The 14,956-nt window shown below is 64.2% G+C and carries 13 protein-coding genes and 1 tRNA gene; 8 read left to right on the forward strand and 6 right to left on the reverse strand.

The features are described from left to right. The 7 genes from KRZ98_RS02800 (at position 1) to KRZ98_RS02830 (ending at position 5,250) form a co-directional block, all read left to right on the forward strand. A complete protein-coding gene (locus tag KRZ98_RS02800; protein WP_006959664.1) occupies positions 1 to 324 on the forward strand; it encodes a YbaB/EbfC family nucleoid-associated protein in 324 nt (107 codons plus the stop codon). A 153-nt stretch (positions 325 to 477) separates the two neighbouring features. After that, positions 478 to 2,874, forward strand: coding sequence for an endopeptidase La (gene lon, locus KRZ98_RS02805; RefSeq protein ID WP_217672134.1), 2,397 nt, complete (start codon positions 478 to 480; stop codon positions 2,872 to 2,874). Between the two features lie 182 nt (positions 2,875 to 3,056). Continuing rightward, the gene (locus KRZ98_RS02810; RefSeq protein ID WP_006959670.1) at positions 3,057 to 3,329 is read left to right on the forward strand and encodes an HU family DNA-binding protein; all 273 of its coding nucleotides are present in this window, start codon (positions 3,057 to 3,059) and stop codon (positions 3,327 to 3,329) included. Between the two features lie 195 nt (positions 3,330 to 3,524). Continuing rightward, a complete protein-coding gene (locus tag KRZ98_RS02815) occupies positions 3,525 to 4,088 on the forward strand; it encodes a septal ring lytic transglycosylase RlpA family protein (RefSeq protein WP_217672135.1) in 564 nt (187 codons plus the stop codon). A gap of 106 nt (positions 4,089 to 4,194) precedes the next feature. After that, a tRNA-His gene (locus KRZ98_RS02820) sits at positions 4,195 to 4,271 on the forward strand. Between the two features lie 90 nt (positions 4,272 to 4,361). Beyond that, entirely contained in the window at positions 4,362 to 4,733 is a 372-nt protein-coding gene (hisI, locus tag KRZ98_RS02825; RefSeq protein WP_217672136.1) for a phosphoribosyl-AMP cyclohydrolase, read from the forward strand. Next, positions 4,720 to 5,250 (forward strand): hypothetical protein, encoded by a 531-nt coding sequence (locus tag KRZ98_RS02830; RefSeq protein ID WP_217672137.1) that lies wholly within the window; start codon positions 4,720 to 4,722, stop codon positions 5,248 to 5,250. Before hisI ends, KRZ98_RS02830 begins: the two co-directional genes overlap by 14 nt. Here KRZ98_RS02830 and KRZ98_RS02835 read toward each other — a convergent pair. The 6 genes from KRZ98_RS02835 to KRZ98_RS02860 form a co-directional block, all read right to left on the reverse strand. After that, a complete protein-coding gene (locus KRZ98_RS02835; RefSeq protein ID WP_217672138.1) occupies positions 5,244 to 5,864 on the reverse strand; it encodes a YitT family protein in 621 nt (206 codons plus the stop codon). The genes KRZ98_RS02830 and KRZ98_RS02835 overlap by 7 nt on opposite strands. A 322-nt stretch (positions 5,865 to 6,186) precedes the next feature. After that, positions 6,187 to 7,326, reverse strand: coding sequence for an aspartyl/asparaginyl beta-hydroxylase domain-containing protein (locus tag KRZ98_RS02840; protein ID WP_217672139.1), 1,140 nt, complete (start codon positions 7,324 to 7,326; stop codon positions 6,187 to 6,189). Positions 7,327 to 7,366: 40 nt separating this feature from the next. Further along, on the reverse strand, positions 7,367 to 8,575 hold the full coding sequence (locus tag KRZ98_RS02845; RefSeq protein WP_217672140.1) for an MFS transporter: 1,209 nt from the start codon (positions 8,573 to 8,575) through the stop codon (positions 7,367 to 7,369). 177 nt (positions 8,576 to 8,752) lie between these two features. Further along, positions 8,753 to 9,436: a L,D-transpeptidase family protein gene (locus tag KRZ98_RS02850; protein WP_217672141.1), complete on the reverse strand. Its 684-nt coding sequence runs from the start codon at positions 9,434 to 9,436 to the stop codon at positions 8,753 to 8,755. Between the two features lie 53 nt (positions 9,437 to 9,489). Further along, on the reverse strand, positions 9,490 to 11,757 hold the full coding sequence (locus KRZ98_RS02855) for an NADP-dependent malic enzyme (protein ID WP_217672142.1): 2,268 nt from the start codon (positions 11,755 to 11,757) through the stop codon (positions 9,490 to 9,492). A 9-nt stretch (positions 11,758 to 11,766) separates the two neighbouring features. Next, complete coding sequence (locus KRZ98_RS02860) at positions 11,767 to 12,690, reverse strand: LysR family transcriptional regulator (protein WP_217672143.1); 924 nt, start codon at positions 12,688 to 12,690, stop codon at positions 11,767 to 11,769. Between the two features lie 95 nt (positions 12,691 to 12,785). On the opposite strand from KRZ98_RS02860, the gene KRZ98_RS02865 reads away from it, so the two are divergent. After that, on the forward strand, positions 12,786 to 14,900 hold the full coding sequence (locus KRZ98_RS02865) for a malate synthase G (protein WP_217672411.1): 2,115 nt from the start codon (positions 12,786 to 12,788) through the stop codon (positions 14,898 to 14,900). Positions 14,901 to 14,956 lie beyond the last annotated feature (56 nt).

Genomic DNA, 14,956 nt, shown 5'->3' on the forward strand with positions numbered 1-14,956 from the left:
ATGAAAGACTTGAACGAAATATTGGGCATGGCCACCCGCGTGCAGGAGGAACTGCAGCGCGCGCAGGATAATCTGGACAAGCTGGAAGTCGAAGGCGCGGCTGGCGGCGGGCTGGTGAAGGTGCGCGCATCGGCCAAGGGGCGGATCATCGGCGTGTCGATCGACGACACGCTGCTCGCCCCGTCCGAAAAACAGATATTGGAGGATCTGGTCACCGCCGCCTTCAACGATGCGCGCAAGAAGGCCGATGAGGTCAGCAATGCGGAAATGGGCAAGATGACATCCGGCCTGCAACTGCCGCCCGGCTTCAAGCTGCCATTCTGATGGGCGTGGGCTGTTGCTGGCCCGCCAAAACCCGATAACCCCCGGTTCATCGTTGCGGCATTATGACAAGTGACGATTGATTGGTGCGACGGGCATCCCCATAAAGGCGATGAACCGTAGGACAGGGCCGCGTCTTTTGGCCCCGGAGAGTGAATGACCGTGCAATATCCCCTTCTGCCGCTGCGTGACATTGTCGTCTTTCCGCAGATGATCGTCCCGCTCTTCGTTGGTCGTGACAAGAGCGTTGCCGCGCTGGAAGCGGCGATGGAAGGTTCCAAGGAAATCTTCCTCGTGTCGCAGCTCGACCCGGCCGAGGATGATCCGGGCCGCGACTCGCTCTATGACACGGGCGTCGTCGCCATTGTGTTGCAGCTGCTCAAGCTGCCCGACGGCACCGTGCGGGTGCTGGTGGAGGGCAAGCATCGCGCGCGTTTGCAGACGATGGACAGCAAAGATGGCTATCTGGTTTCGGATGTCGAGACGATAGAGGATATCGTTGCCGAGGGACCGGAAGCCGCTGCGCTGATGCGGTCTGTGGCAGAACAGTTTGAAAATTACGCCAAGCTCAACAAGAAGCTGCCCGCCGAAACGCCCGTGCAGCTGCGCGAGATTGAGGATGCCGGGCGGCTGGCCGACGCGATTTCCGCCAACATCAATGTCAAGGTATCCGACAAGCAGTCGCTGCTGGTCGAGGCCGATCCGGTCAAGCGGCTGGAGATGGTATTCGCCTTCATGGAGGGCGAACTGGGCGTGCTCCAGGTCGAAAAGAAGATCCGTGGCCGCGTGAAGCGCCAGATGGAAAAGACCCAGCGCGAATATTATCTGAATGAGCAGTTGAAGGCGATCCAGCGCGAGTTGGGCAATGGCGAGGGTGAGGAAGGCGACGAGCTTGCCGAACTGACCGAGAAGATCGCCAAGACCAAGCTGAGCAAGGAAGCGCGCGCCAAGGCGACCGCCGAGCTGAAGAAGCTCAAAGGTATGCAGCCCATGTCGGCTGAAGCGACGGTCGTGCGCAACTATCTGGACGTGCTGCTGGGCCTGCCTTGGGGCAAGAAGGGCAAGGTCAAGAATGACCTCAAACGCGCGCAGGACGTGCTGGACGAGGATCATTTTGCGCTCGATAAGGTCAAGGACCGGATTATCGAATATCTGGCCGTGCAGGCGCGCACCAATAAGCTCAAAGGCCCGATCCTGTGCCTGGTTGGTCCTCCGGGCGTCGGCAAGACGTCTCTCGGCCGTTCGATCGCCAAGGCGACGGGGCGCGAATTCGTGCGCCAGTCGCTGGGCGGCGTTCGCGACGAAGCGGAGATTCGCGGCCATAGGCGCACCTATATCGGGTCGCTGCCGGGCAAGATCGTGACCAACCTGAAAAAGGCCGGCACGATGAACCCGCTTTTCCTGCTCGACGAGATAGACAAGCTGGGCCAGGATTTCCGCGGCGATCCGGCGTCGGCTTTGCTGGAGGTGCTGGACCCGGAACAGAATAACAAGTTTCAGGACCATTATCTGGAGATCGACGTCGATCTTTCAGACATCATGTTCGTGACGACCGCCAACTCGCTGAATTTGCCGCAGGCCTTGCTCGACCGGATGGAGATCATCCGGCTGGAGGGCTATACCGAGGATGAGAAGGTCGAGATCGCCCAGCGCCATCTGATCGCCAAGCAGATCGATGCACACGGATTGAAGGACGGCGAGTTTGAAGTGACGGAGGACGCGGTGCGCGACCTGATCCGTTACTATACTCGGGAAGCCGGTGTCCGTACGCTGGAACGCGAAGTCGCCCGGCTGGCGCGCAAGGCGCTGCGCAAGATATTGGAGGGCGAATATGACAAGGTGGTCATCACGCCGGACAATCTGGCCGACTATGCCGGGGTGCGCAAATTCCGCCATGGCGTGGGTGAGGATGAGCATCAGATCGGCGCGGTGACTGGTCTGGCCTGGACCGAAGTTGGCGGCGAATTGCTGACGATCGAGGCGGTGACCGTGCCTGGCAAGGGCATGATCAAGACCACCGGCAAGCTCGGCGAAGTCATGAACGAATCGATCCAGGCGGCGTTTTCCTACGTCCGCGCGCGATCGCCGGGCTATGGCATCAAGCCCAGCCTGTTCAATCGCAAGGACATCCATATCCATCTGCCCGAAGGCGCGGTGCCCAAAGATGGTCCGTCGGCGGGCATCGGCATGGTCACCTGCATCGTTTCGACCCTGACCGGTATCCCGGTCCACAAGGATGTGGCGATGACCGGCGAGGTGACTTTGCGTGGCCGGGTGCTGCCGATCGGTGGCCTGAAGGAGAAGCTGTTGGCGGCTTTGCGCGGCGGCATCAAGACGGTGCTGATCCCGCAGGAAAACGAGAAAGACCTAGCGGAAATTCCGGCCAACATCCGCGACGGGCTGGAGATCGTGCCGGTGTCGCATGTCGATGAGGTGCTGGCCCGCGCGCTGGTGTCGCTGCCCGAAGCGATCGCCTGGACGGAGGAGGATGACCTCGCCGCGCAGCCGAGCAACGGGCCGACGCGGGACGGGGATGCTGCACTGCGGCATTGATTGAAGGGGAAAGCGGCTGATAACAGCCAGTTTTAGGGCATTTTGCGCCTGAAGGCGCAAAATTGCATCGAAGCTGGTGGCTTCGTCGCTTTCCCTTTGACAGGCGCTGGAAGCTGCGCCTTATTGCGCCGCCTACGCCGCGATTCCTAAACAACCAAATAGCACAAGGGGGTTCCCAAGGCATGAACAAGCAGGATCTTATCAGCGCTGTCGCCGACAGCAGCGGTCTCAGCAAAAGCGACGCCAGCAAGGCCGTCGAAGGTGTATTCGACGCTATCACTGGCGCGTTGAAGAAGGGCGACGAAGTGCGCCTGGTTGGTTTTGGTACTTTTTCCGTTTCGCAGCGCAAGGCTTCGACCGGTCGCAACCCGCGCACCGGCGAGACGATGACGATCAAGGCTTCGGCCCAGCCCAAGTTCAAGGCCGGCAAGGGCCTCAAGGATTCGGTCAACTGACGGTCCGGGCGCTTGCCATTGGGTGAGCGCTCACGTCTGACTACAAACGGTGTCGCGGCCGGAAAGCATTTAGGAGAGTAGCGTTGCCACAGGGGACAACCCCGGCGCGCATGTATGTCTGGGCAAGGGGGTGAAGGCTGATGCAGCTTTCGCCCCTTTTCTTTTGGTAGGGCGATGTGGTGTGTCGGGGGTGGCATGAAAGATAGAGTGGGGGCCGCCAGCGCGCTGGGTCTGGCACTGGCCCTGTCGGCGTGCGCAGGCGGCGATTACCGTCCGGTGCGCGATGTGCCGGTCAGGATCGGTCCGCCCTATACGGTGCGCGGCGTCACTTATGTGCCGGCTGCCGATCCGGCTTATGACATGCTGGGCTATGCCAGCTGGTACGGATCGGAATCGGGCAACCGCACCGCCAATGGCGAGCGTTTCCGGCCTGACTGGGTGACGGCGGCGCATACCAGCCTGCCGCTGCCCAGCTATGTCGAGGTGACGGCACTGGACAGCGGACGCACCATCATCGTGCGGGTCAATGATCGTGGGCCGTTTGCGGGCAAGGGGCGGGTGATCGACCTGTCGCGCGGGGCGGCCGAGCAATTGGGGATGCGCGCGCAGGGGCAGGTCGCGGTGCGGGTGCGGGTGGTCAATCCGCCGGAAAAGGCGCGCGAGAGGCTGCGCAAGGGCAAGGCGGCGGAGGAACGGCCGCGCGTGCCGGAACGGACACTGGTCAGGCTGCGCGCGCAGATGAAGGCGGCGGGGCTGTAACCCCGGCGAAAGATGGCGCGGGTGCAATTGCCTGCTTGACGCCCGGTTATCCGCCGCATATGTGCCCACTTCTCGCGGGGCCAAGCGCCCCACGGCAAGTGTTGTGGCGATCGTAGCTCAGTTGGTTAGAGCGCCGGTTTGTGGTACCGGAGGTCGGGGGTTCAAGACCCCTCGATCGCCCCATTTGCGCTATTCCTGGCCTGATCCGGGCATATTCGTCGGACAGGTGGGAAGGGGCTTCGCAGCATCGCGATTGCGCTCTATAGCCCCGGCATGACTGATGCGCGCGACACGGGGCTGACCCTTAATCCCAAATATGACGACCATGGCCTGATCACCGCGGTGGTCACTGACGTGGCCAGCGGCGACGTGCTGATGGTGGCGCATATGAATGCGCAGGCGCTGGCGCTGACGGTCGAGACGGGGCTTGCCCATTTCTGGTCGCGCAGCCGCAAGGCGTTGTGGAAGAAGGGCGAGACGTCCGGGCATATGCTGGAGGTCCGCGATATTCGGATCGATTGCGATCAGGATGCCGTGTGGGTGAAGGCCGCGCCGGCGGGGCCGACATGCCATACAGGCGCACGATCCTGTTTCTTCCGCCGGGTCGGGGCGGACGGGCTTATGGCGGTCGATGCGGCGGACTAGCGCTGTCCTGCTATTGTTGCTGGCGGCGTGTCAGCGTGAACCGGCCAGCGATGCGGGACCGGTGACGGGCGGCGTCGCGGCGTCGGGCCTGGAGCAGGCGGCGATCGCCAGCGGGGCGATTGCGGACGCGGCGGCGATTTCCCCGGTCGGGCTGTTCCAGCGCAATCATGAGGCGGGGCGCGACGCGCTGTGCGTCATTCCCGGCAAAAGCGGCGCGCTGCGGTTCGGGCTGGAGGCCAATTTCGGCGAGGAGCAAAGCTGCCGGGGGCAGGGCCAGGCGCGCCGCACGGGCGACAAGCTGATCCTGAGCTTTTCCGGGGGCGATCGCTGCATCGTTGTGGCGCAATATGATGGCGATCAGGTGGCGCTGCCCGGCGTGGTTGATATGGCCTGCGCGGACCTGTGCGAAGGGCGCGGCACGCTGGAGGGGGTCAGCTTTCCGCGCATCGCCAATGATGCGGCCAGCGCGTTACGTGCGCGTGATCGGGGCGGTGATTCGCTGTGTGAGCCTCAATAGCCGATATAGCGGCCCGGTCGGTGGTTCACGATCAAGACCGCGTTGATGGCGGCGGCGGAGAGAATCGAGAGGGCGAAGCGGTCGAGGCTGAGCAAGGGGAGCGAGGCGAACAGGATCAGCGCGTCGCCCAGCATTTGCGTTCGTCCGGCGTTCCATCCCCGCCGTTTCTGGAGCAGCAGGGCGATGACGCCCAGACCGCCGACGCCTGCGCCATGGCGGGCGATGGCGAGGATGCCAAAGCCGATGATCGACCCGCCGAACAGCGCGGCGAAAAGCGGGCTGACCTGCGCAAGATGCAGCGCCGATGGCATCATCAGCCCCATCGCCATGATCGCCAGATTGGCGAACAAAGTCTTGAGACCGAAGGCCACCCCCATCGCGCGTCCGGCAAAGAGGAAGAAGGGGATGTTGATCAGCAAGAACAGGGTCGCGGGCGGATAGGATACAAGATAGGAGAGCAGCAGCGCGATTCCCGCCATGCCGCCGGTCACCAGATTGGCGGCCTTGAGCAGCATCAGCCCCATCGCGATGAAGGCGCAGCCAATGGCGATGGCATAGCCGTCTTCGGCCAGATTGTGCGGGCGGGGCGCGAGGGTCGCAGAGGCAGGGGGCATGGCATGTCCGTTAAAGGGTTATGCCCCGGTCATCCTCTCCCTTTGGATTTTTGATAGTCGCGCCGCAGGGTGCTGCAAAGCCCTGGCTTATAAATTGTGCCTCATCTCCTTTTCCCGGCGGGGCGATGGCAAAGGATTTTCCATTATCTCACAACGTCATGCTGAATTTATTTCAGCATCCATTTCTCGCCATGAGCGGCGGCGTTTGGGGCGCGATGGATGCTGAAACAAGTTCAGCATGACGGACTAAAATGAGGCGTGGTCGATATAGGATGGCCTATCCTCAATGAGGGGGTAATAGTTTGCAATCATCGTGCCTTGCTTAACCGCTTGTGTCGATCTGGGCCGGGCCGAACTGGTCGATCGCCTCGAAAAGCCGGGTGAGTGCTTCGCGTTCTTCGGGGCTGATTTCGGGACGCCAGACTTCGAACAACAGGACGACGCGGGTGTCGGTGCCGCGGTTCCAGGCTTCATGTTCCACGCTGTCGTCGAAGATCAGCATTTCGCCGGGCCGCCATATGCGCGTTTCCGCGCCGACACGCAGCGCGCAGCCTTCGGGGACGAGCAGTGGCAGGTGGCAGATCAGCCGGGTGTTGAGCAGGCCATGGTGCGGCTGGATATGGGTGCCGGGCTTGAGCAGCGACCAGAGCGCCATCGGCGATCGGCCAGTGATGATCGGCATGGGGGCAAGGGCCAGCGCGGCCATGACGGCGGGGCAGCGGGCGGCATGGCCTGTGACGGGTTTGCCGCCCTGCCAGAAATAATAGGCGCCCCAGCTGGGATCGTCGCGCAGCGGGTTGTTGGGGGCGGGGCCGTTGGACGGGGTTTCGACATAGGGGGCAAAGTCGGGCGCGCCCGCGCGCACGGAGTTCAGTTCCGCCACGATGTCATCGGTCATCGCTTCGATCGGCGCCACCCAGTCGAATTCGGCACGCTCGTAAAAGGCGCGTTGGGGCAGGCCGGGAAAATAGAACATGCTGGGTTGTTGGAGGTAGAGTTGGCTCTTGCCCAGTAGCAGGTCGGTCGCCTGGGCGATGCGGGGCAGGACAGGCAGGTCGCTGATGGCGGCGCTCAGATGATCCTCGAACCGGGCGCTGGCGTTGTTCAGGATGGCCTGCGCCTGGAGCAGCATCGGCTGGAGTTGGGGCGGTGCGCCGGTGGCGGCGGCCTGCGCCACGGCGGCGCGGCACCAGCGGCTTGCCTCCCGCTCATTGCCGCGCCGCAGGGCATTCTGCCCCATCGCCAGCAAGGCGGGCAGATCGCGGGGTTGTTCGCGCAATATGTGCTGAAGCGCGGCGGCTTCGCCGTCCCAGTCGCCGGTGCGGTTGCACGCCTGCGCCAGCAGCATGGGGGGCGGGGCGGCCATGTCGTTCAATGCGGCGCGCGCAACGGCGGCTTCTCCGCGCCGTAACGCTGCGATGGCCGCATCTTGCAGCGCACTCTCTCTTGCCTGATCGGTCATGGTCCCGCCTTAAACGGCGACGGGTCGGGGCGGAAGCGGCTTATTCGCAGGGAATGGCGACAAGGCGCGTCGTGCGCCGTTCCAGCATGATCGACAGCAGGAAGATGCCAAGGCCGCCCAGAGCCAGCGCCGCGCCGATCCAGCCGGTCGAGGTCAGGCCATAGCCCGCTGCGATCGACAGGCCGCCCAGCCATGGGCCAAGCGCATTGGCGATGTTGAAGGCGCTATGGTGTAGCGCCGCCGCCAGCGTCTGTGCGTCGCCCGACACGTCCATCAGCCGCGCCTGCAACGGCGTGCCAAGGCCACCACCTGCGCCGATCAGGAAGATGCTGAGGCAAAGCGTCCAGATGTTGCCTGCCATGAACGGGAAGAGCGCGAGCGCAGCCGCGCTCCACAGGGTGACGCCGATGACGGTGCGGTTGAGCGAGCGGTCCGCCAGCCAGGCCGAGACGAGATTGCCGATCGTCAGGCCAATGCCGAAAATGGCCAGCACCACCGGCACCCAGGCTGGAGAGACGTGGGTGATCTCCATCATCGTGGAAGCGACATAGGTATAGACCGCGAACAGGCCGCCAAAGCCGATCGCGCCGGTCAGCAGCGTCAGCCAGACCTGCGGTTTGGCCAGCGCGCCCAGTTCCCGCGCGGGACTTGCCTTGGGATCACCCGCGTCGCGCGGGGCGTAGAGGGCCACCAGCGTCATGGTGGCGATGGCGAGCGCGGTCACGACGAAGAAGCCCGAACGCCAGCCCATCGCCTGTCCCATCCAGTTGGCGACCGGCACGCCGATGACGGTAGCGATGGTCAGGCCGGACATGACCCGCGCGATCGCTTGCGCGCGCTTTTCGATCGGCACCAGACTGGCCGCCACCAGCGCAGCAACGCCGAAATAGGCGCCGTGCGGCACACCGCTGAGGAAACGGAAGGCCAGCATCCAGCCATAGCTGGGCGAGAGGGCGGAGAGGCCGTTGCCGGCTGCAAACATCGCCATCAGGCCGATCAGAAGGGTGCGGCGCGGCAGGCGCGCGCCGAAAGCCGCGATGACCGGTGCGCCGGCTACGACGCCGAGCGCATAGGCGCTGATCGCATGGCCCGCGGTCGGCGCATCGATGCCGAGGTCGCGGGCGAAGAAAGGCAGCAGGCTCATCGCCGCAAACTCGGTCGTGCCGATAGCGAAGGCACCGACCGACAATGCGAAAAGGACGAGCGCGGGATGCGCGGTGGGGCGGGGACTGCCCATGGCCAGCTCCATGCTGCAATGCAATAAAGGGTGAGCGTGGCAAATGGACCCGGTGACAACGCTGGTCAAGGGTCGGGGTGGGTGACTTTATTGCAAGTGCGTCGTTACCGCGCGCAATGCTGGTATGGGCGGAGGCTGGCGACGTTTCTCATCCGCCCCTTGCAGGGCAGAATCGATTTTAACGCGGCGTCACGCGCCAACCTGCGCCTTGCTGACGTCCAGCATCTTGCCGTTGGTGATGACAACCAAGTCTCCCAATTTGGTAACACCGAACAGTTTTTGGGCAAATTCCTTTGGCACGCCGATACAGCCATGGGTGCCGCGGCCCCATTGCACGTCGCTGCCGTGGATGAATACGCCATCGTTGGTCAGGCGCTGCGCGAAGGGCATGGGGGCATTGTCGTAGGTGCGTGAATAATAGTCGGCATGTTTGGCCATGATCGGGAAGGCACCCAGCGGGCTGGGCTTGTCGGTTGCGCCATAGAGTATGACGGCAGCCCCAATCTCGTAACCGGAGCGGAATACGGAGAGGGTTTGCGCGCGCAGGTCCACGGTGATGATGACCGGGCCGGTCGCGGGCGCGCCATTTTCGTCCCAGGCAAAGTCGCCATGGCGGAAGGGGCCGTCGATCTTGAGCACGCGCTTGACGCGCAGCGCGGCGGGATCGACCGCCATGCCCTGATCACTGCTACGTTCGACCGGTTTGGCAGGCGCAGGGGTAGGCGCGGCGACCGGCTGGGCAACGGGCGCCGTTTCCTCGGCGGCGGGCCGGTCGATCCAATTGGTGACCAGCAGGCCGACGCCCGCCAGCGCTGCGCCGATCGCCAGCTTGGGTCCGGCGCTTTTCGCCAGCGCCTTGAGCAATCCCGCCATGTCCGTCCTCGCTTATGTCCAGTCGGCGCGATCGTAGCGCCAAAAGGTTAAGTTCAGCCTTCGCGCGCGACTTCAGCCGCCGCGATGGCGGTGAGGTTTAGGATGCCGCGCGACGTGACGCCGGGCGTCAGTACATGGATCGGCTGTTTCAGGCCCATCAGCATCGGCCCAACCGTGGGCGAGCTGGAGGAGGCGGAGAGCGCGGTCAGGGTGATGTTGGCCGCGTCCAAGTTGGGCATGACCAGCAGATTGGCCGGACCTTCAAAGCGCGAGTCGGGGATGAGGCGCTCGCGCAACGACTGGCTGAGCGCCGCATCGGCGTGCATTTCGCCATCGACCATCAGTTCGGGTGCGGCTTCGCGCACCAGCTTGAGCGCCGATCGCATCTTGCGCGCGCTGTTGCTGTGCGATGCGCCGAAATTGGAGTGGGACAGCAGGGCCGCGCGCGGGGTCAGACCGAAATTGAGCAATTCGGTCGCCGCCAGCAGGGTCATTTCGGCAATCTGTTCGGGCGTCGGATCAGGCACCATATGGGTGTCGGTGATGAACAGCGCACCTGCGTCGAGGATCAGGCCCGACAGCGCATAGACGCGGCTCTGCCCCGGCACCCGGTCGATGATACGCATCACATGTTCGACCTGGCCCCAATATTCGCTGTTGCCGCCAACCAGCGCGGCATCGACCCGCCCCGTGCGCAGCAGCAAGGCGGCGGTCACGGTCGGGCGGCGATAGACATGGCGGATGACTTCGGCGGCGGGGACGCCCCGGCGCGAGGCGACGGCGCGATAGGCTTCGACCAGTTCGCCCATGACCAGATGATCGGTTTCAGGGTCGATCACCTCGACATCGCGGTCCAGCTGGAAACGCAGGCCAAGGTCAGGCAGCTTTTGATTGAGGATGCGGCGGCGTGCGACGATGACGGGGCGGACAATGCCTTCGTCCAGCGCGTCCTGAATGGCGCGCAACACGCGCTCATCCTCGCCTTCCCCGTATGCAATGCGACGGTTGCCGCCGCGGGCGGCCTCGAACACCGGCATCATCAATTGGCCCGACCGGGCGCTCTGGCGCGACAGGCTGCGCCTATAGTCCTCCAGGTCGATCGGGCGGCGGGCGACGCCGCTGTCCATCGCTGCCTTCGCCACGGCGGGGGCGATTTCCGCGATCAGGCGCGGATCGAACGGGGTGGGGATGATATAGTCCGGGCCGAACACGAGCTTCTGGCCGCCATAGGCCTGTGCGACGCTGTCATGCGCGGGCAGACGGGCGAGACCGGCGATGGCTTCGGCGGCGGCGGCCTTCATCGCTTCGTTGATCTGGGTCGCGCCCACGTCCAGCGCGCCGCGGAAGATATAGGGGAAGCACAGGACGTTATTGACCTGATTGGGATAGTCCGAGCGACCAGTGGCGATGATCGCGTCGGGGCGGACCTCGCGCGCGGCTTCGGGGCGGATTTCGGGTTCGGGGTTGGCGAGCGCGAAGATCAGCGGGTTGGGGGCCATCAGCGGCAGCCATTCCGGCTTCAGGACGCCAGGCGCAGAGAGGCCGAGGAACAGGTTGGCGCCGGGCAGCACGTCGGGCAGGGTGCGGGCGTTGGTGACGCGGGCGTAGCGTGCCATATTGGGCAGCATCCCTTCGCGCCCCGAATGGATGACGCCATCCTTGTCGGTCATCGTGACATTATCGAGCGGCAGGCCCATCGACACGAGCAGGTCGACGCAGGCGAGCGCTGCGGCACCAGCGCCCGACGTTACCAGTTTCGCGTCCGCCAGCGTCTTGCCCTGCAACACCAGCGCGTTGCGCACGGCGGCGGCGACGACGATGGCGGTGCCATGCTGATCGTCATGAAAGACCGGAATATTCATCCGTTCCTTCAACCGCGCCTCGATCGCGAAACATTCCGGTGCCTTGATATCCTCAAGATTGATGCCGCCGAAGGTCGGCTCCATCAGCGCGACGGCCTCGACAAATTTGTCGGCGTCGGTCGTGTCGATTTCAATGTCGAATACGTCGATGTCGGCGAATTTCTTGAAGAGGACGGCCTTGCCCTCCATCACCGGCTTGGACGCCAGTGCGCCGATCGCGCCAAGGCCAAGGACGGCGGTGCCGTTGCTGATGACCGCGACCAGATTACCGCGCGCGGTATAGTCGAGTGCCTTGTCGGGATCGGCAGCGATTTCCATGCAGGGCGCGGCGACACCGGGAGAATAGGCCAGCGCCAGATCGCGCTGGTTGACCATTCGCTTGGTCGGTTCGATGCGCAGCTTTCCGGGCCGGGGAAAGCGGTGATAGTCGAGGGCGGCGCGGCGGGTATTATCGTCCATGCGATGCCCTTAGAGGCGTGGCGCGCCGGGGGCAATGGCCGTGCGCTCCCAGGGCGGGATAGGCGCATAGAGTTGGACAAGAAAATCGACGAAGGCGGTGATGGCGAGCGGGGAATTATGCTGTGGCAATTGGACCGCGAACAGGCCGACGTCTGCTGAGCCTTCAAAATCCGGCAAAATCTGCCGAACTTCGCCGCGTGCCAGGGCGTCGCTGATATCCCAGAGCGAACGCAGCGCAATCCCGCCGCCGGCCAGCGCGATTTCGCGGACGACTTCGCTGCTGTTGGTGCGAACATGGCTGCGGCCTTCCACCATGACCGGGCCCTTTGGCCCGACCAGCCGCCAAGGCATCTGGCCGTCGGCGGCGAGCAGGCGGTGGGATTTGAGGTCGGCGATGCGGCGGGGTGTGCCGAAGCGGTCGAGATAGGCGGGGGCGGCACACAGGATGCGGCAGTTAGTCGCGAGGCGGCGGGCGGTGAGCGTCGGGCCGGGATCGGCCGTGATGCGGATGGCGAGGTCCGCGCGCGCCTCGATCAGGTCGGCAAAATCATCGGACAGGTTGAGCGTCAGGTCGACACGGGGATGATCGTCGAGGAAGCGGGGGAGCCAAGGGGCGAGATGGAGGCGGCCAAAGGATGTGGGGGCGGTGATGCGCAGCGGCCCGGCGGCGACCGCCGATACGCCCGAAACGCGCCGTTCCGCTTCGTCGAGCGCGGCCAATATGGTGCGCAGATCGGCATGGAGCCGCTCGCCAGCCGGGGTGAGGGCAAGGCGGCGGGTGGTGCGGTGGATCAGCCGCGCGCCCAGCCGCTCCTCCAGCCGGGCGAGGCGCTTGGACATCATGGCGGGTGAAATATGCAGGCGGCGGCCCGCGGCGGCGAGGCCGCCTTCATCCACTATGGTCGTGAACAGCTCATGGTCCGGGTCCATCATATTCGTTCACCATGGGAAATACTATGTTCGAATAATAGTGAATATACGACATAATGGAAAAGGTTTATGCGTGTCGGCAATCAAGGAGTGGAATGATGACCGAACGCATGATCGACAGGGCCGGCCTTCAGGTCGCAGCATCGCTCGCCGATTTCATCGACAGTCAGGCGCTGCCCGGCACGGGTATCGCATCCGACGCTTTCTGGGCCGGGACGGCGGATATTTTCGCGCGTTTCACGCCCGACAATATCGCCTTGCTGCGCAAGCGCGACACGATGCAAGCGCAGATCGACAGCTGGCATGAGCAGCGCGCCGGGCAGCCGCATGATGCCGCCGCTTATCAGGCCTTTTTGCGGGATATTGGCTATCTGGTCGCCGAACCGGCGCCTTTCACGATCGGCAGCGAGAATGTCGATGATGAGGTTGCGCGACTGGCCGGGCCGCAGCTGGTCGTTCCCATTCTGAACGCCCGCTTCCTGCTGAACGCGGCCAATGCTCGCTGGGGCAGCCTCTATGATGCGCTCTATGGCACCGATGCAATTCCAGGCGCGGCTGCGGGCAAGGGTTATGATGCCGCGCGCGGGGCGCAGGTCATTGCATGGGCCAAGGCGTTTCTGGACGAGGCGATCCCGCTGGCCAATGGTAGTTGGGCTGATCTGGCGAGCGACGAAATCATTCTAGCCGACCCCGCGCAATATCTGGGGCGGAGCGCCAAGGGGCGCCTGTTCCGCCATAATGGCCTGCATATCGACGTTGTTTTCGACAGCGCGCACCCGATCGGCGCGACAGATCCGGCGGGCATTTCCGATGTCATCCTGGAATCGGCGCTGACCGCGATCTGCGATCTGGAGGATTCGATCGCGGCGGTCGATGCGGAGGACAAGGTTGCCGCCTATGCCAATTGGCTGGGGCTGATGAAGGGCGACCTGACCGAGACATTCGAGAAGGGCGGGGCGATGATGACCCGTGCACTCAACCCCGACCGCGCCTATACTGCGCCGGACGGCAGCGGCTTCACCCTGCCGGGCCGCAGCCTGTTGTTCGTCCGCAATGTCGGCCATCTGATGACGACGCCCGCGATCCGCCTGCCCAATGGCAGCGAGGCGCCCGAAGGCGTATTGGACGGCATCGTCACCAGCCTGATCGCTATGCATGATCTGGCGCGGGAGGGCGGTAACAGCCGCGCGGGCAGCGTCTATATCGTCAAGCCCAAGATGCACGGGCCGGAGGAGGCGGCGTTCACCAACGCCCTGTTCGACGCGATCGAGGACATGCTGGGCATGACGCGTCATACGCTGAAAGTCGGCGTCATGGACGAGGAACGGCGCACGTCGGCGAACCTGGCCGCGTGCATCCATGCCGTCCGCGACCGGATCGTTTTCATCAACACCGGCTTCCTCGATCGCACCGGGGACGAGATGCACACGTCGATGCAGGCTGGGCCGATGATCCGCAAGGGCGAGATGAAGAGCAGCGACTGGATCGCTGCCTATGAGGATCGCAATGTCCAGATCGGCCTTGCCTGCGGGCTGTCGGGCCGGGCGCAGATCGGCAAGGGGATGTGGGCTGCGCCTGATCGCATGGCCGACATGCTGGAGCAGAAGGCCGGGCATCCCCGGACGGGGGCGAATACGGCCTGGGTGCCTTCGCCCACGGCCGCGACGCTGCACGCGACCCATTATCACCGGATCGACGTTTTTGCCCGGCAGGAAGAGCGCAAGGCGGAGGGGATCGCCTCGCTCGACCGGCTGCTCGCGATTCCGGTCGCGACCGGACGTAACTGGTCGGAGGAAGAGATTGCGCAGGAACTGGACAATAATGCGCAGGGCATGTTGGGCTATGTCGTCCGCTGGATCGACCAGGGGGTCGGCTGTTCCAAGGTTCCCGACATTCACGACATCGGCCTGATGGAGGATCGCGCGACGTTGCGCATTTCATCGCAGCATATGGCCAACTGGCTGTTGCATGGCGTCTGCACGGAGGCGCAGGTCGATGTGGCGCTGACGCGGATGGCAGCGAAGGTCGATGCGCAAAATGCGGGCGATCCGCTCTATCAGCCGATGAGCGGACGGGAGACGGAGAGTCTGGCTTTTCAGGCGGCGCGGGCGCTGGTGTTTGAAGGCGTGGCGCAGCCCAATGGCTATACCGAGCCGCTGCTGCACGCCTGGCGCGCGCGCGCCAAGGCGCAGGCGGCGCTCGAACCGGCATAAGCGGGGGCGAAGCAGCTTTTTGATGGGTCGGGGCGTTCTCTCCTATATTTGATGGG

The sequence above is a fragment of the Sphingobium sp. AS12 genome (genome assembly GCF_019097845.1).
GTDB lineage: Bacteria > Pseudomonadota > Alphaproteobacteria > Sphingomonadales > Sphingomonadaceae > Sphingobium.